This is a genomic window from Actinoplanes sp. NPDC051475 (genome assembly GCF_040689425.1).
Lineage (GTDB): Bacteria > Actinomycetota > Actinomycetes > Mycobacteriales > Micromonosporaceae > Actinoplanes.
In genome coordinates this window covers 78114-100653 of record NZ_JBFAZZ010000007.1, presented here as the reverse complement: position 1 = coordinate 100653, position 22540 = coordinate 78114, and the positions used below count along the sequence as shown (strand labels likewise).

The 22540-nt window shown below is 70.8% G+C and carries 20 protein-coding genes; 12 read left to right on the top strand and 8 right to left on the bottom strand.

Going from position 1 to position 22540, the window contains the following annotated elements:
* Positions 1-43: 43 nt before the first annotated feature.
* Positions 44-1636 (bottom strand): AMP-binding protein, encoded by a 1593-nt coding sequence (locus AB0368_RS16300; protein ID WP_366154686.1) that lies wholly within the window; start codon positions 1634-1636, stop codon positions 44-46.
* 84 nt (positions 1637-1720) lie between these two features.
* Here AB0368_RS16300 and AB0368_RS16295 point away from each other — a divergent pair, with 84 nt between their 5' ends.
* The gene (locus tag AB0368_RS16295) at positions 1721-2542 is read left to right on the top strand and encodes a LuxR C-terminal-related transcriptional regulator (RefSeq protein ID WP_366154685.1); all 822 of its coding nucleotides are present in this window, start codon (positions 1721-1723) and stop codon (positions 2540-2542) included.
* A 10-nt stretch (positions 2543-2552) separates the two neighbouring features.
* Positions 2553-3563 carry a LacI family DNA-binding transcriptional regulator gene (locus tag AB0368_RS16290; RefSeq protein WP_366154684.1) on the top strand — a complete coding sequence of 337 codons (1011 nt, stop codon included), beginning with the start codon at positions 2553-2555 and terminating at the stop codon, positions 3561-3563.
* A 1-nt stretch (position 3564) separates the two neighbouring features.
* On the opposite strand, the gene AB0368_RS16285 is transcribed toward AB0368_RS16290, so the two are convergent.
* Both AB0368_RS16285 and AB0368_RS16280 read right to left on the bottom strand, forming a co-directional pair.
* On the bottom strand, positions 3565-4569 hold the full coding sequence (locus tag AB0368_RS16285) for a LacI family DNA-binding transcriptional regulator (protein WP_366154683.1): 1005 nt from the start codon (positions 4567-4569) through the stop codon (positions 3565-3567).
* 4 nt (positions 4570-4573) lie between these two features.
* Positions 4574-5389: a GNAT family N-acetyltransferase gene (locus tag AB0368_RS16280; protein WP_366154682.1), complete on the bottom strand. Its 816-nt coding sequence runs from the start codon at positions 5387-5389 to the stop codon at positions 4574-4576.
* Between the two features lie 21 nt (positions 5390-5410).
* Here AB0368_RS16280 and AB0368_RS16275 point away from each other — a divergent pair, with 21 nt between their 5' ends.
* Entirely contained in the window at positions 5411-6442 is a 1032-nt protein-coding gene (locus AB0368_RS16275; protein ID WP_366154681.1) for an alcohol dehydrogenase catalytic domain-containing protein, read from the top strand.
* A gap of 4 nt (positions 6443-6446) precedes the next feature.
* Here the strand turns inward: AB0368_RS16275 and AB0368_RS16270 are convergent, their stop codons facing one another.
* The gene (locus tag AB0368_RS16270) at positions 6447-7493 is read right to left on the bottom strand and encodes a DUF5937 family protein (protein ID WP_366154680.1); all 1047 of its coding nucleotides are present in this window, start codon (positions 7491-7493) and stop codon (positions 6447-6449) included.
* Between the two features lie 99 nt (positions 7494-7592).
* Here AB0368_RS16270 and AB0368_RS16265 point away from each other — a divergent pair, with 99 nt between their 5' ends.
* On the top strand, positions 7593-8702 hold the full coding sequence (locus tag AB0368_RS16265) for an MFS transporter (RefSeq protein WP_366154679.1): 1110 nt from the start codon (positions 7593-7595) through the stop codon (positions 8700-8702).
* On the opposite strand, the gene AB0368_RS16260 is transcribed toward AB0368_RS16265, so the two are convergent.
* The gene (locus AB0368_RS16260; protein WP_366154678.1) at positions 8699-9538 is read right to left on the bottom strand and encodes a hypothetical protein; all 840 of its coding nucleotides are present in this window, start codon (positions 9536-9538) and stop codon (positions 8699-8701) included. The genes AB0368_RS16265 and AB0368_RS16260 overlap by 4 nt on opposite strands.
* Positions 9538-10449 (bottom strand): BadF/BadG/BcrA/BcrD ATPase family protein, encoded by a 912-nt coding sequence (locus tag AB0368_RS16255; RefSeq protein WP_366154677.1) that lies wholly within the window; start codon positions 10447-10449, stop codon positions 9538-9540. Before AB0368_RS16255 ends, AB0368_RS16260 begins: the two co-directional genes overlap by 1 nt.
* A gap of 77 nt (positions 10450-10526) precedes the next feature.
* On the opposite strand from AB0368_RS16255, the gene AB0368_RS16250 reads away from it, so the two are divergent.
* The 6 genes from AB0368_RS16250 (at position 10527) to AB0368_RS16225 (ending at position 16705) form a co-directional block, all read left to right on the top strand.
* A complete protein-coding gene (locus AB0368_RS16250; protein WP_366154676.1) occupies positions 10527-11462 on the top strand; it encodes a MurR/RpiR family transcriptional regulator in 936 nt (311 codons plus the stop codon).
* On the top strand, positions 11459-12208 hold the full coding sequence (locus AB0368_RS16245) for an SIS domain-containing protein (protein ID WP_366154675.1): 750 nt from the start codon (positions 11459-11461) through the stop codon (positions 12206-12208). The genes AB0368_RS16250 and AB0368_RS16245 overlap by 4 nt, the downstream gene beginning before the upstream one ends.
* 9 nt (positions 12209-12217) lie before the next feature.
* Positions 12218-13606 carry an N-acetylglucosamine/diacetylchitobiose ABC transporter substrate-binding protein gene (gene ngcE, locus AB0368_RS16240; protein WP_366154674.1) on the top strand — a complete coding sequence of 463 codons (1389 nt, stop codon included), beginning with the start codon at positions 12218-12220 and terminating at the stop codon, positions 13604-13606.
* The gene (locus tag AB0368_RS16235) at positions 13606-14508 is read left to right on the top strand and encodes a sugar ABC transporter permease (RefSeq protein ID WP_366154673.1); all 903 of its coding nucleotides are present in this window, start codon (positions 13606-13608) and stop codon (positions 14506-14508) included. Before ngcE ends, AB0368_RS16235 begins: the two co-directional genes overlap by 1 nt.
* A gap of 128 nt (positions 14509-14636) precedes the next feature.
* The gene (locus AB0368_RS16230) at positions 14637-15425 is read left to right on the top strand and encodes a carbohydrate ABC transporter permease (protein ID WP_366154912.1); all 789 of its coding nucleotides are present in this window, start codon (positions 14637-14639) and stop codon (positions 15423-15425) included.
* A gap of 95 nt (positions 15426-15520) precedes the next feature.
* Complete coding sequence (locus AB0368_RS16225) at positions 15521-16705, top strand: glycosyl hydrolase (protein ID WP_366154672.1); 1185 nt, start codon at positions 15521-15523, stop codon at positions 16703-16705.
* Between the two features lie 429 nt (positions 16706-17134).
* On the opposite strand, the gene AB0368_RS16220 is transcribed toward AB0368_RS16225, so the two are convergent.
* Together AB0368_RS16220 and AB0368_RS16215 are read right to left on the bottom strand one after the other, a co-directional pair.
* Positions 17135-18823 (bottom strand): AMP-binding protein, encoded by a 1689-nt coding sequence (locus AB0368_RS16220; protein ID WP_366154671.1) that lies wholly within the window; start codon positions 18821-18823, stop codon positions 17135-17137.
* Between the two features lie 288 nt (positions 18824-19111).
* Positions 19112-20647, bottom strand: a complete 1536-nt coding sequence (locus AB0368_RS16215; RefSeq protein ID WP_366154670.1) for an alpha/beta hydrolase — start codon at positions 20645-20647, stop codon at positions 19112-19114.
* 152 nt (positions 20648-20799) lie between these two features.
* On the opposite strand from AB0368_RS16215, the gene AB0368_RS16210 reads away from it, so the two are divergent.
* Both AB0368_RS16210 and AB0368_RS16205 read left to right on the top strand, forming a co-directional pair.
* Positions 20800-21897, top strand: coding sequence for a sensor histidine kinase (locus AB0368_RS16210; protein WP_366154669.1), 1098 nt, complete (start codon positions 20800-20802; stop codon positions 21895-21897).
* A complete protein-coding gene (locus tag AB0368_RS16205; RefSeq protein WP_366154668.1) occupies positions 21888-22529 on the top strand; it encodes a response regulator transcription factor in 642 nt (213 codons plus the stop codon). The genes AB0368_RS16210 and AB0368_RS16205 overlap by 10 nt, the downstream gene beginning before the upstream one ends.
* The last annotated feature ends 11 nt before the right edge of the window (positions 22530-22540 follow it).

The window sequence follows — 22540 nt, the reverse complement described above, 5'->3', positions numbered from 1 at the left end:
CACTCCACCACGCCGCGGGGGTGTTACACCAGAGGCAACTTTGTCACGCGTTCTTGAGGATGTCGACCGCCTGCTCGCGCATCTCGACCTTGCGGACCTTGCCGGTCACAGTCATCGGGAAGCCGTCGACCACGTGCACGTAGCGGGGCACCTTGAAATGGGCCAGCCGGCCCGCGCAGAACTCCCGTACCCTCTGCGCCGTCAGCGGCTCCGCGCCCGGCCGCAGCACGACCCACGCCATCAGCTCCTCGCCGTACTTCTCGTCCGGCACCCCGATCACCTGGACGTCCACGACGTCCGGGTGCGTGTAGAGGAACTCCTCGACCTCGCGGGGATAGACGTTCTCGCCGCCGCGGATGACGAGGTCCTTGATCCGGCCGACGATGTTCACGTAGCCGTCGGCGTCCATCGTGGCCAGATCGCCCGTGTGCATCCAGCGCGCCGCATCGATCGCCTCGGCCGTCGCCTCCGGCTGGTCCCAGTAGCCGAGCATCACCGAATACCCGCGGGTGCAGAGCTCGCCCGGCTCGCCGTGCTCCGCGACCAGGCCGGTGGCCGGGTCCACGACCTTCGACTCGAGGTGGGGCAGTACGCGGCCGACCGTTCCGGTACGCCGTTCCAGCCCGTCGTCGCGGCGGGTCATAGTGGACACCGGTGACGTCTCGGTCATGCCGTAGCAGATCGCCACCTCGCTCATGTTCATCTCGGCCACCACTCGCTTCATCACCTCGACCGGGCACGGCGAGCCGGCCATGATCCCGGTGCGCAGGCTCGTCAGGTCGTACGCGCCGAAGTCGGGCAGGCCCAGCTCGGCGATGAACATGGTCGGCACGCCGTACAGGGAGGTGCAGCGCTCGTCAGCGACGGCCCGCAGCGTCGCCGCGGGGTCGAAACCCGGCGCCGGCAGCACCATCGTGGCGCCGTGCGAGGTCGCCGCCAGGTTGCCCATCACCATGCCGAAGCAGTGGTAGAGCGGCACCGGGATGCAGATGCGGTCCTGCTCGGTGTAGCCCACCAGCTCGCCCACGAAGTAGCCGTTGTTGAGGATGTTGTGGTGCGACAGCGTCGCGCCCTTCGGGAACCCGGTGGTCCCGGACGTGTACTGGATGTTGATGGGGTCGTCGAAGGACAGCGTCGCGTCTCGCGTGCCGAGATCCTGCCCGCCGCCGTCGGCGATCAGTGAATCCCAGTCCGGGGTGCCGATGAAGACCGTCTCGCGGAACCCGATCTCGGCGATCATCGACCGGTAGTCGCTGGTCTTGAAGGTGACCGCGCTGACAAGCAGCCGCATCCCCGACTGCCGGACCACGTAGTCCAGCTCGTGCGTCCGGTAGGCCGGGTTCACGTTGACCAGGATCGCCCCGATGCGCGCGGTGGCGTACTGGACGATCACCCACTCGGCGCAGTTGGGTGCCCAGATGCCGACCCGGTCGCCCTTGGCGATTCCGCGGGCGAGCAGGCCGCGCGCAACGTCGTCCACGGCGGCGTCGAATTGCGTGTACGTCCACCGCCGCCCGGAGGACACGTCGACGAGCGCCTCACGGTCGCCGAAGGTCGCCACCGTACGGGCGAGGTTGGCACCGATCGTCTCGCCGAGCAGTGGCACGTCGGAGGGCCCGGAGGCATAGGAGACCATTTCTGCAGCATGAGCCGGGCGGCGTGCGGGCACCACCCCCGTACAGGGGTGGACCCCGGCCTGCGGGCGCGACATGCTGGGAGCGTGCTCGAAACAGCCGACCTGACCGCCGCGCTCGGCCGGATCCGGCGCGTCACCGGGCTGCCGGTCGCGTTCGGCGGCGCGGTCGCCGCCGACGGCCGGGCCATGCGGCTGACCGATTTCGCGGGCACGACCACGCCCGCGCTGCACGGCCTGGTGGTCGGCGCGGGCAGCGGGCTCGGCGGCCGGGTCGTGACCACGGGCCGCCCGGCGCGGGTCGAGGACTACGCCGCCGACCCGCGGATCAGCCACGAATACGACAAGCCGGTGATCGCCGAGGGCCTGCGCGCGATCGCCGCGGTGCCGGTCACGACGGGCGCATCCGTGCTCGCCGTCCTCTATGCGGGCACGCGCGAACCCCTGGCGGTGGGCGCGCGGGCGCTCGACGCGATGGGCCAGGTGGCGGCCCGGATCGCGACGGAGCTGACGGTACGCCGGGAAGTGCAGCGCCGCCTCGACGAGATCGAAGCGGCGGCCGCGGTCTCCCGAGGGGCGCAGTGGGAGGAGGTCCGGCAGGCGCACGCCGACCTGCGCGCGATCGTTCACGAGGTGACCGATCCTGACCTGCGTACGCGCCTGCGGCAGGTGTGCGCGCTGCTCGGCCGGTCGGGCGGCGATCCGCGTACGGCCAACCCGCTGTCCCCGCGCGAGCTGGACGTCCTGGCGACCGTGGCGCTGGGCTGCAGCAACGCCGAGGCCGCCCGGCGGCTGGGACTCCTACCCGAGACGGTGAAGAGCTATCTGCGCAACGCCATGCGCAAACTCGGCACGCACGGTCGCGTGGAGACCGTGGTGACCGCGCGCCGGCTCGGCTTCCTGCCCTAAGGTCCCCACCGTGAAGAGACCGACGATCGCCGATATAGCTCGCGAGGCGGGCGTGTCCAAGGGCGCGGTCTCGTACGCCCTCAACGACCGCCCCGGCGTCTCGGCCGAGACCCGGGCCCGGATCCTGGCGATCGCCGACCGGATGGGCTTCCGGGCCAGTGCCGCCGCCCGCGCGCTGGCCGGCGCGCCGGCGCACGTCGTGGGACTCGCCTTGCGCCGCCCGGCCAGCCTGCTGGGCGTCGAGCCGTTCTTCATGGAGCTGATCAGCGGGCTCGAGGCCGAGCTGTCCACCCGCTCGTACGCGCTGCTGCTGCAGATGGTTCCGGAGGACGACGCGGAGGCCGAGATCGAGGTGTACCGGCAGTGGTGGATCGAGGGACGCGTCGACGGGGTGCTGCTCTGTGACCTGCGCGCCGACGATCCGCGGGTGCCGGCGGTCGAGCGGATCGGCGTACCGGCGGTCGTGGTCGGGCCACCCCCCGCCGAGGGTGACCTGGCCAGTCTGTGGTCCGACGACGCCGTTTCCGTGGGCAGCGCGGTCGAGCATCTGACCGCGCTGGGACACCGCCGCATCGCCCGGGTCGCCGGACTGCCGGGGCTGGCGCACACCGCCGCCCGGACCCGGGCCTTCGCGGAGTTGGGGATGTCCGAGGAGATGACCGTCTTCACCGACTACAGCGGGCCGGCCGGCGCGCGTGCCACCCGGGACCTGCTCATGCGCGACGCCCCGCCCACCGCGATCGTCTACGACAACGACGTCATGGCGATCGCGGGGCTGTCCGTGGCACGCGAGCTGGGCCTGGCCGTGCCGGCGGAGTTGTCCATCGTGGCCTGGGACGATTCGCCGATGTGCGGGCTCGTGCATCCGCCGTTGACCGCGCTGACCCGGGACATCTCCGCGTACGGCGAGCACGCGGCCCGCCTGCTGCTGGCGGTGATCGCGGGGGAGCGGGTCGGTGCCCGCCTCGACGAGCCCGCCCGGCTGCTCGTGCGCGGCAGCACCGCCCCGCCGGCGGCGTGACTCAGGCCGGTCCGGTGCTGCCGCGGATCTTCAACCGGCCGCCGGAGGCCTGGACCGGGGGACCGGACTCACCCTCGATGGCGGCCAGCAGGCGGGCCGCCGCCAGCGCGCCGTACCCGGCGATGTCGCGGTGCACCGCGGTCAGCGGGGGCCCGACCACCTCGCACAGCGGCGAGTCCTCGCACGCCACGATCGACAACTCCGCCGGCACTGCCAGGCCCAGCTCGCCGGCCGTCCCCAGGCCGGCGATCGCCATGACGTCGTTGTCGTAGACGACGGCCGTGGGCCGGTCCGCCCGCCCGAGCAGCTCACGGGTCACCCGCGCGCCGGAGTTGCCCGTGTAATCGCCCCGCACGATCGTCGTGCGCATGCCGCGTTCGTCGGCCGCCGAGCGCAGCGCCTCGTCGCGGATCGCCGTGTGCAGCATGCCCGCCGGCCCGCTGACCCGGGCGACGTGCCGGTGCCCCAGCCCCGCCAGGTGCGCGGCCACCTCGCGGGACCAGTCACGGTCGTCGCACCACGCGCCGGGCAACCGGTCGTCGTACGTGCTGCCGACCAGCGCGGCGGGCAGGCCCAGCTCGCGTACCGCCGTGATCCGCGGATCGTCGACGCGGGGATCGCAGATCAGCACCCCGTCGACCCGCCGCTCGGCGCTCCACCGGCGGTGCACCTGCGCCTCCTCGTCGAGGCCCGCGACCATCTGCAGGGCCAGCCCGAAGCCGTGCCCGGACAGCTCGGCCTGGATGCCGGCGATGAGCTGCCGCCGGAACACCTCGACGGTCAGGGCGGCGGACGAGCGCAGCAGGACCAGCCCGACGGCCCGGGCCGCGGCCCCGTGCAGCGCCAGCGCCGGCCCGTGCGCGCGGTAGCCCAGTTCCCGGGCGATGCCCAGGATCCGCTCGCGCAGATCGGCCGACACGCCGGGACGGCCGTTCAACGCGTACGAGACGGCGATGCGGGACACACCGGCGCGCCGGGCGATGTCGGCCATCGTCGCTGCGCGCACGCTCCTACCGTAGTGCGTCGCCGACGCAGCTCCACTGGGCGGCGACCGGCCGGTAACCCAGCCGCGCATTGACCGCCAGCATCGGACGGTTGGCCGCGTCGTTCGACGTGTACGCGATCCGCGCGCGACACCGCCCCAGAGCCGCCCGCTTGACGGTGTAGGCCAGACCCCGTCCCCGGTACGCGGGCAGCGTCGCGGTCATGTCGGACCACGCCCGGTCCCCGTCCCGCAGCATGAGCGCGAAGGCCACCGGGCGGCCGTCGCGTACCGCCACCGTGCCCGCCTCGGCGTCCGCGTCGGGGTTGTCCCAGAACTCCGCCCGCCACCGGTCGTACGGCACCGGCTCCGGCGGGACGTCGCCCGGCTCGTCGGCGGTCGCCTCGGCGTACGTGCGGTGCAGCTCGCCGGGATCGACGTCGCGCAGCCGGGGCAGGTCGCTGGGGGCCCGCGGGAAGTCCGCCAGATCGACGGCGGAGTATCGGATCTCGCGGCTCGGCGTGAACCCGTGCCGGCGGGCGAACGGCACGAACTCCGGCAGGGCGAAGACCCGAGCCGGCTCCGCCACGTGCCGGCGCGCCACCGCCAGCAACTCGCTCCCGATGCCCCGGCCGCGGTGGGCCGGGTGGACGTGCAGCAGCGAGATGGTCTGCCCGTGCGCCGCGACCCAGCCGACGATCTCGCCGCCCTCCACGGCCACCCACTGCGAGCCGGTGATGGCCCGCCGTGTCGCCTCGACCCCCCTCACGAGGTACGGGTAGACGACCGCGCGCAACGCCACCACGGCGGCGGCGTCCTCGGGCTGAGCGATCCGGATCGGCACCCCGGCGATTATCCTCCGACCATGATGCGCAAGGTGGTCGTCACCCCCGACGGTGTCCAGGTGGTGCCGGCCGTCGAGCCGGTACCCGGTCCGGGCGAGGCGCTGGTGCGGACCGCGGTCTCCGGCGTCTGCGGCTCGGACACCCACGCCCTGCGCGGCCGCCACCCCCACGTGACCCCGCCGTACGCGCCGGGCCACGAAGTCGTCGGGGTCGTACTGGCGGCCGGCGCCGGCGTGACCGACGTCCGGCCCGGCACCCGCGTGACCGTGGAACCGGACCTCCCGTGCTGGACGTGCAAGCAGTGCCGCGCGGGCCGGGAGAACCTCTGCGAACACCTCGGTTTCTTCGGCTGCGGCTCCGACCAGGGCGGGATGGCGGACCTCTTCACCATCGACGCCCGCCGCCTGCACGCCGTGCCGGACGAGCTCGACGACACGACGGCCGCGCTGATCGAGCCGCTGGCGACCCCGGTGCACGCCACCCGCCTGGCCGGCCCGCTCGACGGCCGGGCGGTGGCCATCCTGGGCGCCGGCACGATCGCCCTGCTGACACTCCGGGTGGCCCGCCTCCGCGGCGCGCGCCGCATCGTGATGACGGCCCGATCCCCGCACAGCCGCGAGCGCGCAACGGCGTTCGGCGCGGACGCGGTCGTGGACGCCACCGCACCGGACGCCGCCGACCAGGTACGGGCGGTGCTGGGGGAGAGCGCCGACGTGGTCTTCGACTGCGTCGCCGAGGAGTCAACTCTGCGCCAGGCGCTGGCCATGGCGAACAAGGGCGGCACGGTGGTGGTCGTCGGCGTGCCACCCGGCGACGTCAGCGTGCCGCTCGCCCTGGTGCAGGACAGCCAGCTCCGGATCCAGGGCAGCGCCACATACCTGCCGGCCGACTACGCCGAGGCGATGGTGCTCCTGCGCGACGGCGTGGTGTCAGCCACCGACTTCGTGACGGCGATCCACCCGCTGACCGAGGCCGCAGCGGCGTTCTCGGACGCGGAGAGCGGCAGCCACCTCAAGGTGCTCGTCGCCCCCGACCCGGCCGCCCTGCGCTGAGCTGTCAGCGCAGCAGGACGGCGATCAGGTCGGCTCCCAGCGCCGCCGTGGCCGACAGGTCCAGCTGGTAGCTGACGTAGCGGCCGCGCCGGGTGGTCACGGTGAGGCCGGCCTTCTTGAGGACCGCCAGGTGCCGGGACACCTCCGGCGCGCTCAACTGCCACGCCTCGGCGAGTTCGCTCGTGGTGCTCGGTCCCCGGGCGAGGGTCCGGCAAAGCCGGAGCCGTACGGGATGGGCCAGCGCGTCGATCCGCCGCTGCACCACGTCGAGCGGCACCGGTTGCTCGGCCGCCGTGGGGTACTGCACGACCGGCCGGTAGCCGGGTGCGTGCACCGTGACCAGGTGGGGACGGCCGAAAGCGGTGGGGATGAAGGTCAGTCCGTCCTCGGCGCTGGTCCAGTTGTCCTGCACCTTGTCGAGCACGATCCGGGTGCCCGAGAGCGTCATGGCCGGGGACATCGCCGCCAGCGCCGCCCCCAGGCCCTGGCGTTCGTGCAGGTCGGCCATGCGCCGCGCGTCGGCCGCGAGGGCGAACGCCGTCCGCCGCCAGGCCTCGCCGAAGAACTCGTCGACGCAGTCCTCGAGCAGGCGCCGGACGCGTACCCGGACCGGGCCGGGATCGGCGAGGAGCTGTTCGGCGAAGGCGGCCTGGACCGGGCCGCGGGCCCGCGCAAGATCCTTGAGCCGGTCCGGAGCGGTACGGCGGAACGACAACCGCGAGGAACCACAGGTGGTGACGAGCGCCGCCGCCGCGTAGGTCTCGTCGCTGATCGCGTCGACGTCGTCGAGTTCCTCGGCGAGGGTGGCGCGGGGATGGGCGGGCACCAGGAAGTCGGCGCGCGACGAGTGCCACAGGAACTCGGCCTCCAGCAGCCGGTCGGTGAACGACGGCTTGCATCCTGCCAGCACACCGGCCGCCCACGGTTGCAGCGCCGGATGGTGGGCGGGTGCGACCAGCACGTGCAGCATCGCGCCCAGCTCGGCCAGCGGCGACGGGGCGAAGAGGCAGCGTTCCGGGGGGAGACCGGTGATGTCGATCGTCAGGGACACGCCGCCATTGTGGCGCGCTGGGGCCGTACGCCCGCGACGGTTGACGCGTACCGTCAATTGGCGGGCTGTTCCGGGCCGCGAGGGCGGACGGTCGGCGGCATGCTCTCGCATCGTTTCGCGGTCGCCCTCGCGGTGGACGCCCTCGGTTCCGGCCTCCTGCGCCCCTTCCTCCTCCTGTACGGCCTCAGCGTGCTGCACCTTTCGGCGAGCGCCGCGGGGCTGGCGCTGACGGCGGGCCTGCTCGCGGGGCTGACCGGCATCCCGCTGCTCGGACGATGGATCGACGCCGGAGGCCGCCGGGCGCCGATGGCGGCGACGATGCTGGTCCGGGTCGCGGGCATCGTGGTGCTGCTGCTCGGCCACGGCTTGCCGGGCTACCTGGCGGCGGCGCTGCTGCTCGGCGCGGGGAACCAGTCGCTGCCGGCCGCGCAGGCGGCGCTGGTCACCACCATGGTCGACGGCCCCGCGGACCGGGCGCTTGCGACCGCCCGGACGATCCGCAACGCCGGCCTGGGACTGGGGGCTCTCGTCGCCGTCGTCGCCGCGGATTCCTTGCGCCTGCTCGCCGCCGTCAACGGAGTCGGCTATCTCCTCGCCGGCGCGTTGATCCTCTCCCTGCCGCGCCCTCGCCTGGCGCGGGCGCCGGTCACGGCCGGCGGCAGCGCCGGGATCGGGCCGCTGGCCTGGGCAAACCTGCCGTACGCGCTGTGCTTCGGCGTGCTGGAGGTCGCCCTGCCGGCGCTGCTGATCACCCGGATGGACGCCCCGCCGGCCTGGTCGGCGGCATTGTTCGCGGGCAACACCGTGCTCGTCGTCGCGGTGCAGGTGGTGCTGGTCGTACGGCTGCGCCACCTGCCCCGCCGCAGCGTCCTGGCCGCCGCGGGCGTGGTCCTCGCCGCCTCCTACCTGGGGTTCTGGGTGGCGGCGCCGGCCGGCCCGGCAATGGTCGCGCTGGTCGCGGTGCCCTACACCCTCGGCGAGATCCTGTACGCGGGCAGCGGCACCGCCCTCGTCGCCGCCGCCGCACCGCCCGAGGGGCTGGGCCGTGCTCTGGCCCGCTGGCAGCTCTCCACCGGGGTGGGCAACGCCGCGGCCCCGGCCGTACTGACGGCACTGCTGTCGATCGGTCCCGGGCTGCTGTGGGGGTTGCTGGCCGGGACGACGCTGGCGGCGGCCGCCGCGGTACGCCGCTGGGCCCCCGCCGTCTAAACGCGGGGGACGCCCATCGGATTGGGGTACGGCATGACGACGCCGACAGCGGTGGCCAACGGCGCCAGCAGCTCGGCGAGCCAGGCCTGATCAGCGGGCTCGAGTGCGGACCACGGCTGAGCGGCCAGCCGATCCGTACGGTCCTCAACGGCGCGGTGGACCTCCGCCGCCTCGGCGGTGGCCCGGCCGTCGCTCTCCAGCCGGCCCCGCTCCGCCAGTTCCCGGGCCGCGGTGTCCCATTCGCCGTCGGTCCAGCCGCGGTTGGGTTGCAGCTGGTCCCTGCCGCCGTACAGCGCATCCCGCAGCACGAGCGCCTGGCAGCCGTTCAGCTCGGCGTCGACCAACGCGACGATGTGCCCGTCGCCCCGGTGCTCACGCAGCACCGTAGCGGCATGCCACAGCCGGGCGAGCGGGTCGGCCGGGCGTGGCAGCGCGGCATTGGCCGCGCCGAGTGCGCGGCCCGCCGTCACGGCTGCCTGCGCCGCGACCTCGAGGAGGTCGGCGGCCGCCGCCCACCGCGCCGGGTCGTCGGGCAGGACTGCCCGCAGCGCGGCCACCGCGCCGTCGAGCCGAGCCGCCAGCGCCTGCTCCGGCGACACGCGCAGCCAGACGTCGGGCAGTGCACGGGCCACCATGGCCGGGGCGAAGGAGAAGAACAACGCGCTGACCGGTGCCGCCGCCACCGCCCCGAGCGGGGCCGCCCGGCCGGCGAAGTAGCCCCGCCAGAATCCCCGCAGCCCGGCGGCCTCGAAGGCGGCCCGGGCCTCGGGCGCGAAGTAGGTGACCGCGTGCAGCGGCTCGTACAGCTGCCACAGGCGGCGAACGTCAGTACCCATCACGAAAGCATGCGCCGGTGCAGCTCGGCCGCCTCCTCCGGGTCGAGGTCCAGCGCGCGGCGCAGCGCCAGCCAGGCGGCACCCGTTGCCGGGTCGCGGGCGGTCGCCACCGGCTCGGGCAGGGCGGCGAGGACCGCCGCGCGGACCGGGGTCGGTTCGGTCAGCAGTCCGCCGGCGAGCACCACCGGGCCGTCCGGCGGACCGAGCTCGCCCAGCGTCGCGAGCAGGCGGAACGCCGCGTCCGCGGTCAGGCGGGCCGCCAGCGGATCGTCCGAGGCGCACACCAGCGGCGCGAGCGCGGCGAAGGCGGCGGGGTGCTGCCGGCCGGCCCAGTGCACGAGCTCGTCGCACGTACCCGCGCCGGCGTGGGCGGCGACCTTCGCGGCCAGTCCCTCCGGTGTGGACGTCCAGGAGCGGGCGACCGAGCGGACCGCCTGCAGACCCAGCCAGAGCCCGGAGCCCTCGTCGCCGAGCAGCCAGCCCAGCCCGTCTGCGGTACGGGTGATCTGCCAGTCGTCGATGCGCGCGGCCACGGCTCCGGTGCCGGCGATGAGGACGGCGCCGCGGGAGGCCGGGACGCCGGAGGCGAACGCGGTGACCGCGTCGCCGGTGACCTCGATCGGGCAGCTCAGGCCCAGGGCCGCCCACTCCTGCTCGAAGGCGGCGGCGATCGCCGGTTCGGTGAGCACGGCGACGCCCGCGATCCCGGCGACGCCCCCGCTCACCGTGCCGGGGTCGTGGCCGGCCAGGGCCGTGCGGACCGCCGTACCGATGGCTCGGACGGCAGCGACCCCCGCGGACGTGGGGTTGCCGGGCCCGGCCGATCCCCGGCCGACGATCTCGCCGGAAGCGGTGGCCACGACCGCCCGGGACGCCGTCCCTCCGGCGTCCACCCCCACCACCAGTTTCATGGCGCCGATCGAAACATAGAAAGTTGTTATTGACCAGAAGGCAAAGTGGTCGTAATTTTCATCGACATAGTTCATCGATGAAAAGGACGACCACGGTGACAGGTGAGAGCGGCGGGCTGCTGGGGCGGCTGCGCATCGAGGGACCGACCATGCCGGAGGCGCTGGCGAAGATCGCCGAGACGATCCTGGCCGACCCGGAGACGGCCGCGCACGCCAGCATCGTCGACCTGGCCGAGCGGTCCCGGACCTCGACCGCGACGGTCACCCGCTTCTCCCGGGCGCTGGGCTTCAAGGGGTACGCGAACCTGCGCGTCGCCGTCGCCACCGAGACCGGCCGCGCCGAGCAGGCCCGGTGGGAGACCGACATCAGCGGCGACATCAACCCCGGCGACCAGACCGAGAAGGTCCTCGACATCATCACCGCCGCGGACACCCGCGCGATCCAGGCCACCGCCTCCGCGCTGGACACCGACGCGATCGAGCGGGTCGCGGCCGCCATCGCCGGCGCCGGCCGGGTGGAGATCTTCGGCCTGGGCAGCAGCGGTACGGCGGGCAGCGAGATGGCCTTCCGGCTGGAGCGCATCCGCATCCCCGTGCGGTACCGGGCGGACACCCACACCGCCCTGACGAACGCAGCACTGCTCGGGCCCGGCGACGTGGCGATCGCCCTGTCCCACTCGGGGCGTACCCGCGAGGCCATCGAGATGCTCGCCGAGGCCGCGGACCACGGCGCGCAGACCGTGGCGGTGACGAGCTTCGCCCGCTCGCCGCTCGCCGAGGTCGCCGACGTCGTCTTCACCACCTCGGTGCACGAGACCACGTTCCGGCTGGCCGCGCTCTCCGCCCTGCACTCCCAGCTGCTGATCCTCGACCTGATCTACGTGGCGGTCGCGCAGCTCACGTACGAGCGGACCGCCGAAGCCCTGGAGCTGACCGTGCGTGCCGTGGACGCGCACCGCCTGCCGGACACCCCCGCCAACCGCAAGCGAGTACGGAGGGACAAGCCGCTGTGACCATCACGAGCGCCGACTACGTCGAGGCGATCCGGGACGCGATCGACCGCGCCGGCACCACCCAGCGCGACGAGGTGACTCGGGCCGCCGGCCTGTTCACCGAGACGCTGCAGGCGGGCGGAGTGATCCAGGCGTTCGGCTGCGGCCACTCCGAGGCGCTCGCCATGGAGATCGCCGGCCGGGCCGGCGGCCTGGTGCCCACCAACCGGATCGCGCTGCGCGACATCGTCCTGTACGGGGGCGAGCCGCCCGAGGTCCTCGCCGACCCCCAGCTCGAACGCACGCCCCGGGTGGCGCACCGCCTCTACGAGCTGGCCCCGATCAAGCCCGACGACGCGTTCGTCATCGCCAGCAACTCCGGCGTCAACGGCGCCGTGGTGGAGATGGCCCTGCTCGTCAAGCAGCGCGGCCACGCACTGGTCGCGATCACCTCGCTGGCCCACTCGGCCCGGGTCGAGTCCCGGCACGCCAGCGGGCTCAAACTCACCGACCTCGCCGACGTCGTCCTCGACAACGGCGCACCCTACGGCGACGCGGCCCTGTCCTACGGCGACGGTGCCGTCGGCGCGGTCTCGTCGATCACCGCAGCGCTGCTCGCCCAGCAGATCGTCGTCGAGGTGGTGGCGCGGCTGCTGGCGCTCGGCGTCACGCCTCCGGTCTACCTGTCCGACAACGTGCCGGGCGGGCGCGAACACAACCGACAGCTCGAGGCGCGCTATGCCGGGCGTATCCGGCGTACCGCATAGGGAGGGTCCATGTCCGCGACCAGAAGAAACCTACTTCTCAGCGCCGCGGCGCTGCCATTCCTCTCCGCCTGCGTCACCGGCGGCGGTGACGACGACGATCCCGCCGCCGGCAACACCGGCGCCAAGAGCGCCGACAACCCGCTAGGGGTCAAGGCCGACGCCCCGCTCGAGGTCGTGATCTTCAAAGGCGGATACGGCGACGAGTACGCCAAGAGCGCCGAAAACCTGTACACGCAGAAATACGCCGGCGCGAAGATCGACCACAAAGGCCTGCAGAAGGTCGGCGAGGCGCTGCAGCCGAGGTTCGTCGCGAACACGCCCCCGGACGTGGTGGACAACACGGGCGCGGGCCGCCTCGACATCGCCACCCTCGTCTCGGCCAAACAGGTAGCCGACCTGACCGCGCTGCTCGACGCCCCGGCGTTCGACGATCCGGCGAAGAAGGTCCGCGAGACGCTGCTGCCCGGCGTGGTGGACGACGGCACCTTCGACGGGGTCGCGCAGACGCTCAACTTCACGTACACGGTGTGGGGTGTCTGGTACTCGAAGAAGCTCTTCACCGCCAGGGGCTGGGCGTACCCGAAGACCTGGGACGAGATGCTCTCGCTCTGCGCGACCATCAAGGCCGCCGGCATCGCACCCTGGACCTACCAGGGCAAGTACCCGGAGTACATCAACGACCCGCTGCTGAGCATGGCAGCGAAGACCGGCGGGCCGGCGCTGGTGAAGGCGGTCGACAACCTCGAGCCGAACGCGTGGAAAGCGCCCGGCCTGCTCGCCGCCGCGGAAGCCTTCGCGGAACTGGCCGGCAAGGGCTACCTCATGGCGGGCTCCGAGGCCCTGTCGCACACCGAGGCGCAGGCCGCGTGGTGCCAGGGCAAGGCCGCGTTCATCCCGTGCGGCTCGTGGCTGGAGAGCGAGCAGAAGGGCGTCACCCCGGACGGCTTCGACATGGTCATGGGCCCGGTGCCGGCGCGTACCGCCTCGGACCAGCTCAAGCAGACGGCGGTGCAGGCCGCGAGCAGCGAGTCGTTCCTCGTCCCGGCCAAGGCGAAGAACCCGGCCGGCGGCATGGAATACCTGCGAATCCTCTTCTCGAAGCAATCGGCGAAAGCGTTCGCCGAGACCGCGGGCACACTACCCGCCGTCGCCGGCGCCACCGACGGCCTGACGCTGAGCAGCGGGCTGGGCTCCGTCCGCGACGCGGTGACGGCCGCGGGATCGGAGACCTTCACCTACCGATTCCGTACGTGGTACGCCCCGCTGGCGAAGGCGGTGGACGACGCGACCGGTGAGCTCGTGAACAAGCGCAGCACCGCCGCGCAGTGGTCGGAACGGCTCCAGAAGGCGGCCGACGCGCTCGCCAAGGACTCGTCGGTCAAGAAATACACCCGCTGATGAGACACGGCCGGTGGCGGTTCCTGGCCGGGGCCCTGATCCCCGCGCTGGTGCTGCACGTCGTCTTCGTGCTGTCGCCGTACGCGCAGGCCTTCTACCTGTCGCTGACCGACTGGACCGGCGTCGCAGGCGTTGCCCACTTCGTCGGCGCGGCCAACTACACCCGCCTCGGCGGCGACTCGCTGTTCCTGGACGCCGTCCGCAACAACGCACTGATGCTCGTCCTGGTGCCGCTGGTTACGGTCGGAATCGGCCTGTTCCTGGCCAGCATGCTGCACCTGGGCGGACGCGGCGGCCGACGAGGAATCGCCGGCTCAGGGGCGTACCAGATCATCTATTTCTTTCCGCAGTTGCTGTCCCTGGTCGTGGTGGCGGTGCTGTGGAGCTTCGTCTACAACCCCAACACCGGCCTGCTCAACGGAGCCCTGCGAGCGGTAGGACTCAACGGTGCCTCCTGGCTGGCATCGCCGAGCCTCGCCCTCCCGGCAGTGATGGCGGTGCTGGTCTGGTCGTCGGTCGGCTTCTACGTGGTCCTGTTCAGCGCGGCGATCGACGGCATCCCGCGAGAACTCTTCGAGGCGGCGGTGATCGACGGGGCAGGCGGCTGGACGACGTTCTCGAAGGTGACACTGCCGCTCGTACGCGACACCGTGCAGGTCGCCTTCGTCTACCTGGGCATCGCGGCGCTCGACGCGTTCGCGGTGGTGCAGGTGATGACGGTCGGCCCCGGCGGCCCGGACGGCGCAACCGAGGTCATCGGCCTGTCGCTGTATCGCAACGCGTTCCAGTACGGGAAGTTCGGCTACGCCTCGGCGATGGGGGTCGCCCTGTTCTTCGCCACCCTGACCCTCGCCGTGCTCGCCCTGCGCGGCAGCCGCAAATCAACCGCGGGGCCGGCATGACACTGTCACTTTCCACGAGCCGTGCCCGCCGGACCGACAACGTCGACGATCACGATCCGGCCGGACGGCGGCCGCGACGGGCATCGTCGTGGCCCCGCTCGCTGCGATCCGCACCGGTCCACCTGGCGATGCTGGCGTGGGCGGTCGTCACGGCGTTGCCGCTGCTGTGGGCGGTGGTGAGCTCGTTCAAGACGGACGAGGAGATCCTCAACGACCCGTGGTCGCTGCCGGCCACCCCACAACCCGGCAACTGGGCACGAGCCTGGAACGAGGCCAGCATCGGGCGGTACTTCCTCAACAGCCTCATCGTCGTCGGCGGGGCCCTGCTGCTGACGATGCTGCTCGGATCGCTGGTGGCGTACGCCCTCGCCCGCTACGAATTCCGCGGCAACCGAATCGTGTACTACACGTTCGTCGCTGCGATGTTCTTTCCGGTGTTCCTCGCGCTGGTGCCGTTGTTCTTCGTGGTGCAGCAGCTCGGTCTGCTGGGCACGTACCAGGGGCTGGTGCTGGTGTATGCGGCTTACGCCGTACCGTTCACGGTCTTCTTCCTGCACGCGTTCTTCCGCACGCTGCCGGGGGAGGTCGCGGAGGCGGCCTTCATGGACGGCTGCTCGCACGGGGCGGTGTTCTTTCGCGTCATGCTGCCGATGGCCCGGCCGGGACTGGTCGCCGTCGGGATCTTCAATTTCCTGGGGCTCTGGAACCAGTACCTGCTCCCACTGGTCCTCAACCCGGATCCGGACCGGTACGTCCTGGCACAGGGTCTGGCCGCCCTGTCGGTCAGCCAGGGGTACCGCAGTGACTGGAGCGGTCTGTTCGCCGGCTTGACCATCGCAATGCTGCCGGTGCTGATCGCCTACGTCGCGTTCCAACGACACATCCGCGCCGGAATGACCGCCGGCGCTGTCAAGTAACTCCCTTCCCCGTCCCCGCTCCCCGTCCCCCTCTTTCCGTCCCCTCTTTGCGTCCCTTTCGTTCCCTTCCTCGTCCCCCTTGGAGGAATTGAGCCATGTCTATCAAACCTTTCGCTGTTGCCGGGGTGGCCGCCCTGGCGGGGGTGTTCGCCGTGGTGGCGAACGCTCCCAGCGCATCAGCCGCCGACTGCGGCTACCTGTTCGACGACTTCCACTACAGCTCGTCCAGCGACTCGGGCCTTTCCTCGCACGGCTGGACACCCCGCAGTTACGCAGGCGGACCGGGCGTGCCGGGCGCCACCTGGTCACCGAACAGCATCACCTTCCCGACCGCGGACGGGCAGAAGGTCATGCAGCTCACCGCATCGACGGACGGCACGGGTGGCGGCACCAACCACGCCGAGCTGTACAGCACCCAGAAGCGCTACTTCGAAGGCACGTACGCCAGCCGCATCCGCTTCACCGACACCCCGACGACCGGCGCCGACGGCGACCACATCAACGAGACGTTCTTCACGATCAGCCCCCTCAACGGCGACCTCGACCCCACGTACAGCGAGCTGGACATATCGGAGTACCTGCCCAACGGAGGCTGGGGCGAGACGGGACCGATCAACTACCAGACGACCTGGTACACGTACCGAAACGACCCCTGGTACGCGGACAACGTGCATTCGTCCCAGCGCAACTCCCTCAACGGCTGGCACGACCTCGTCGCAACAGTCGCCAACGGCCACGTCATCTACTACATCGACGGCGTCCAGGTCGGCGACCACTCGGGCAAGTTCTACCCCCGCCAGACGATGACGATCAACTGGAACCTGTGGTTCATCGACACGGCGGCCCACACGGGCGGCCTGTCCACGTACATCGAGCAGGTCGACTGGGTCCTGTTCGCCAAAAACCAGGCACTGACCCCGGCCCAGGTGAACTCGCGCGCCGCCGGCTACCGCAGCGCCGGCACGACGTTCACGGACACGGTGGAGACGACGGGCGGAGGATGCACCGACTCGTCGACGCCGCCATCGACCCCACCGTCCACGCCGCCCTCGACACCGCCGTCCGGCCCGCCGCCGGCAGGGGATTGCTCATCGGCCCCGGAATGGTCGTTCTCGTCGGTGTACACGGGCGGACAGACGGTGAAGCACGAGAAGAGCAAGTACGGCGACCCGAGCGGGCCGCCCTCCGGAGAAGGCAAGCACCTGTGGCGAGCCCGGTACTGGACTCAGGGCTCAGAACCGGGCTGGACCCAACAGTGGGAAGACCTCGGGCGCTGTTGAGTGACTGTTCCGGGTGAGTGATGGTCGGGTCCGTCCTTGTGGTGTCGGGGCGGGCCCGATCGTCGGTTGATTCGGGCGGTCCTGCGGTTATGTGCGCTTGACCGGCTGTCGCGCTGTCCGCGCGACCCGCGCTTGTCCGCACGGCGTGCTGCGCATCCCCGTGCTGCGCATCCCCGTGCTGCGCATCCCCGTGCTGCGCATCCCCGTGCTGCGCACCCCCGTGCCGCCTGCGTCGGCCGCGCGCCCGTCGCTTGTCCTGGCCGTGCCGGCTAAGCCGGCTCACCGTCCCGCCGCCCGCACCCGGTCCCGCTGCCCGCGCATGGGCCCGTCTCCCAGGGACGCCTTCGCTCGTGCAGCGGCCACGATGCGAACGACCTCACTCGCTCGGAAGGCAGTTGCCTCGAGGCCGACCGCTCACCCGAGCCGCAATCACCCCCCGTCGCGGTATTCGCCCGGCGGAACGGCGTCCGGAGAGACGTATTTGGTGCGCTCGGCGTCACGGAGCTGAACTCGCCGGATCTTGCCCGAGATCGTCTTCGGGAGCTCGGAGAACTCGATACGCCTCACCCGCTGATAGGGCGACAAGTGAGCCCGGCAATGCGTGAAGATCGAGTCGGCCGTCGTCTCGTCGGCGGCCCAGCCGTCAGCGAGCACGATGTACGCCTTGGGCACGTTGAGTCGCAGCGGATCGGGCGACGGCACCACCGCGGCTTCGACCACGGCCTCGTGTTCGATGAGGACGCTCTCCAGTTCGAACGGCGAGATCCGGTAGTCGGAGGCTTTGAACACGTCGTCGGTGCGGCCTACATAGGTGATGTAGCCGTCCGCGTCCCGAGATCCGATGTCGCCGGTGTGGTAGAAGCCGCCGGCCATTGCCTCGGCCGTCAATTCCGCGTCGCCGTGGTATCCGACCATGAGGCCGAGCGGTCGCGGCTCCAGTTGCAGGCAGATCTCGCCCTCATCCGCCGGCTCACCCGTCGCCGGGTCGAGGAGCGCGACTCGGTAGCCGGGCACCGGCCGCCCCATCGAACCGGGTCGCACGGCCTGTCCCGGCGAGTTGGCGATCTGGACGGTCGTCTCGGTCTGGCCGAACCCGTCGCGGATCGTCACGCCCCAAGCCTTCTGCACCTGGTCGATGACCTCGGGATTGAGCGGCTCCCCGGCGCCCACCACCACGCGGGGCGGATCGGTCAGCGTGCTCAGGTCGGACTGGATGAGCATGCGCCACACGGTCGGGGGAGCGCAGAAGCTCGTCACCCCGCACCGTTGCATCTCGCTCAGCAGGCGCGGCCCGTCGAATCGCGAATAGTTGTGAATGAACACGCACGCCTCAGCGTTCCACGGCGCGAAGACGTTGCTCCACGCGTGCTTTGCCCACCCCGGCGACGAGATGTTGAGGTGGATGTCGCCGGGTCGCAGGCCGATCCAGTACATGGTCGACAGGTGTCCGACGGGGTAGGACGCATGCGTGTGCTCGACAAGTTTCGGCCGAGCCGTCGTGCCCGACGTGAAGTACAGCAGGAGCGTGTCGCTGGCCCGGGTCGGACCGTCGGGCGTGAACTCGGAGCTCGCCTCGTACGCGTCATGGAACGCATGCCAGCCGTCGACAGGCGCGCCCACAGCGATGCGGGTGACCGCCGTGTCGATCTCGGTGAACCGCTCCATCGCCGAGGACTGGGCGATCACGTGCTGAGCACCGCCACGGGACACCCGGTCTCGAGCATCAGCGGCACCCAGCAATGGCGTCGCGGGAATGATGACGGCGCCCAGCTTCATGACCGCGAGAATGGTCTCCCACAGCTCTACCTGGTTGCCGAGCATCAGGACGACCCGGTCTCCGCGGCCGACACCACGGGCGCGGAGCCAATTGGCCACCTGACTTGACCGCTGAGCCATCTCTGCGAACGAGAACCGCTGCTCCGTCCCGTCCGCCTCGACGATCCAGAGCGCCGGGTTGTCATTGCCGGCCGCGATCACGTCGAACCAGTCGAGTGCCCAGTTGAACTGACTGAGCTGAGGCCATGTGAAGTCAGCGAAGGCGCGGTCGTAGTCCTCACGGTGTTCCAAGAGGAAATCCCGCGCCGCACGGAATGTCTCCGTGCCGTCCGTCGTCGCCACATCTCCTCCTCGTAGTCCTACTTGCCGCCCATCGGAGGGCTGTTGACTCTGCCACAACGAAATCGAACCTTCACAGCCAAGGCTGGTCGGCTGGTGATCTTCAAAGAGGTACTAAGCCGAATCCGAACGGTATGGATCTAGTTTCGGCTATTCACTGTGCCTGCTGCTGCTCCTGCGTATGCCCGCTTCCGGTTCCAGGTCGACCTTGTTGCTGATCCTCGACCAGCCTGCGCCTGGCGGATGGCGCCCGCCACCCCCGAGCGGGGGTGGCAGGTGCCGAGCATGGCGCTATTCCGTGCAGGTCACGTCTGCCCGGGGGAGGGATCCGCTCTGCAGGTAGGCGTTGACCGACTCATCCACGCAGCTCGCACCTCGGAACCCGTATACGCCGTGGGTGCGGGCTCCCTGCAGGGTCACCATCCGGGAGCCGGTGAGCGCCCGGTGCATCTTCTGCGCTCCTGGAAGCTGCGAGTTGATGTCCTTCTCCGCCTGCACGATCAAGGCGGGCACGGCATTGCCGATTTGCACCGGGCGCTCGATCGGCGAGTTGGGCCAGAACGCGCACGGCGTGATCGTCCGGCTCATCGGCGAGAAGATCGGCGACTCGGCGCGATGGGTCTGGATGTCCCGCCAGTACCACTGCGGGTTGCGCGGAGCCGCAGCGTCGCCACACATGATGGCCGTCTGCGGGCTGTGCAGGCCTGATTCGGCGCCGGTCAGGACGCTTGCCAGTACGTCAGCCAACGACTCGGTGAGCTCCGCCGTTCCGCCTTTGGCGACAGCGGCCAGAGACGCCACCGTCTCCGCCAGTTCGGCATTCGTAGCGTCATCGCTGAGAGACCGGGTGATGATGGCGGGCACCACGGTGTCATCGATCGCGTAGCCGCCGATCCTCAGTGGCTTGCGGGCCGACACTGCGTAGACCTTGTTGACAGTGGCCAGGACCTCCTTGGCGGTGGACCCCAGGCCGAACTCGCCGTTGCGGGCGGCTGCCCAGTTCGCCCATTCGGCGAGTGCGGCCTGCCTGCCGGTCGCCCCGTCGCGAAGAAGGTACGTCCCGCGCAGGGTGGGGTTCACCGCGCTGTCGAGCACGAGCCGATCGACGCGCTTCGGGAAGAGTTGCGCGTACACGGCACCGAGGAATGTGCCTTGCGAGTAGCCGAGGTAAGACAGCTTTTGCTCACCGAGCGCCGCGCGGATCGTGTCGATGTCGCGAGCCGTGTTGGCGGTGGATGCGTACGGGATGTCGGCGGCATGCGTCTGCCCGCATCGCTTCGCGAGGTCTCTGGAAAGCGCCACCATGCGGTCGAAGCTTTCGCGGTCTGCTCCCGCGGAGCGCGGCAGCCAACTCCCCGGCCACCCGCAGTCGAGTGGGGTGCTGCGTCCCGCGAACCGGGGATCCATGCCGATCAGGTCGAACCGGGAACCTGCCTGACCCATCGCTTCACGCGCCAACGGCACAACGCTCAGCACCGGCGACGCCGGGCCGCCAAGGTTGATGATCAGAGGGCCGATGCGCCGGCTCGGATCGGTGGCACGGCTACGGGCGATGGCCACCGTCATGGTCCGACCGCGTGGCTTGGCGTAGTTCACGGGAACCGTGACGTCGCCGCACTCCACCCCGGCCTCGTCCAGCTCCTTCCCTTCCTCGTCCTGCGGGCTTGAGGCGCACGGATGCCATGCAATCGAACCCACGGGATCGTCCGCAGCGGTAGCCTTCGCGGGCGGCGCCGTCGACGTTGCTGCTGATGCGACCGGTATCGCTGCCGCCACCAGGCCGAGCGTCGCGATGCTCATGATGGTCATTCGTTTGATCGGGATCATGTTGTGCCCCCTTCGTGGTCGGCTCCCAGGCTTCCCTGGATGGGCCGCGCCGTCATTGGGGTGTGCGCTCCCTTGAGGGTGGGGTTATCCCCACCCTCAACAGCAGGATCGCCGGATGGCCGGTACTTGCCTCACTGCCTACGGTCGAAGCCGTGACCAATCCATCAGGGCAGGAAACCCCGTTCACGACCTCCCGGTCCGTGCGGCACCTCGTTGCCGGTGCCGCTCTGGGGACCCTGGCCGGCAGTCTGCTGACCGTCATGGCTGTTGTCTGGCTTGCGGCCGTCTTCAGTCTCTTCGGTAGTTCAACGAGCGGAACGACCCTGGTCGTCACCTACGCGTCGGCTGCGCTCGCTCTTCCCGCTGCTGTTCTTTGGCTCGCGCGTGAGTTCGCCAAGGCCCACCGAGACCGTTTTCGCTGGTCGTTCGGGATCGACATCCCGACACCGACACTGACGTGGAACAGCGCCGGCCGCTATCTCACCTATCACTTGATAGCCCTCACCGTAGGAGTGCCAGCCGTTGCTCTAGTACTAGTGCCGCCGGCGGCGCGGCGTTATGCGAAGGCCGACGTGATGGTCGCTCGGTACCTGCTCGCCCCGGGCAGCTACGAACGGCTTGCTCGGCGGGTGGAGTCGCTGGCCCAGAGCCGGGCCGACGTCATTGCGGCGACCGACGCCGAACGCAGGCGAATCGAGCGGGACCTGCACGACGGAATTCAGCAGAGACTCATGTCGCTAGCCATGAATCTTGGGATGGCGAGGGAGGCACTGACCGAGCCTTCTCCGGCCAGAGACGCCATCGTCGCCGCCCATGAAGAAGCGGTTGCGACGCTTGCGGAGCTCCGGCAGTTCGTCCGCGGGCTGCACCCGGCGGTGCTCGATGATCGAGGATTGGACGCCGCGTTGTCGGGAATCGCGGCGCGCGCACCCATACCCGTCCACGTCTCAGTTGACGTCCAACCGCGTTGTGCGGCGACGGTGGAGGCCATCGCCTACTTCATCGTCTCGGAGGCGTTGACCAATGTCGTCAAGCATTCCTCAGCTGAGCGGGCCGACGTCGTCGTGATCCGGCGCGACGAGCGGCTGTACCTGACGGTGAGCGATGATGGCTGCGGTGGCGCCGTCATGACACCCGATGGCGGGCTCACCGGTCTGGCTCGCCGCACGACATCGGTAGACGGCACGATGACCTTGCAAAGTCCACCCGGCGGACCGACGATCCTCACCGTGGAGTTGCCGTGCGCGTGATTCTGGCTGATGACTCGGTACTGCTCCGCCCCGGTATCACCAAGGTGCTGACCGACGGAGGGTTCGAGGTGGTGGCCGCTGTCGGGGACGCCGAGCAGTTGCTGCGAGCCGTCGATGTGCACGAGCCGGACTGCGTCGTCGTGGACGTGCGCATGCCGCCCACGTACACGGACGAGGGCATCCGAGCGGCTCTGGCGATCCGCCGGCTCCACCCCGAGATCGCGATCATGGTCCTGTCGCAGTACGTGGAGGAGCGGTACGCGACAGATCTGCTGTCCATGGGCGCGGAGTCGGTCGGATACCTGCTCAAGGACCGGATCGCGCATGTGGGCGAGTTCCTCGACGCCATGCGCCGCATCGGGAGTGGTGGCACCGCGCTCGATCCCGAGGTCGTCAGTCAGTTGATGGTCCGGAGGCGTAAGGATCCGCGGGACCGGCTGACGCCGCGGGAGCTCGACGTCCTGCGGCTGATGGCCGAGGCTCGATCCAACACCGGCATCGCCGAGGCGCTCGGGGTGAGTGGTAGCGCCGTAGAGAAGTACGTGACCAATATCTTCTCGAAGCTCGACCTACCCGCCAGCGATACCGATCACCGGCGGGTCCGAGCGGTCCTCAGGTATTTGGAGGGGTAATGGGGCCGCTC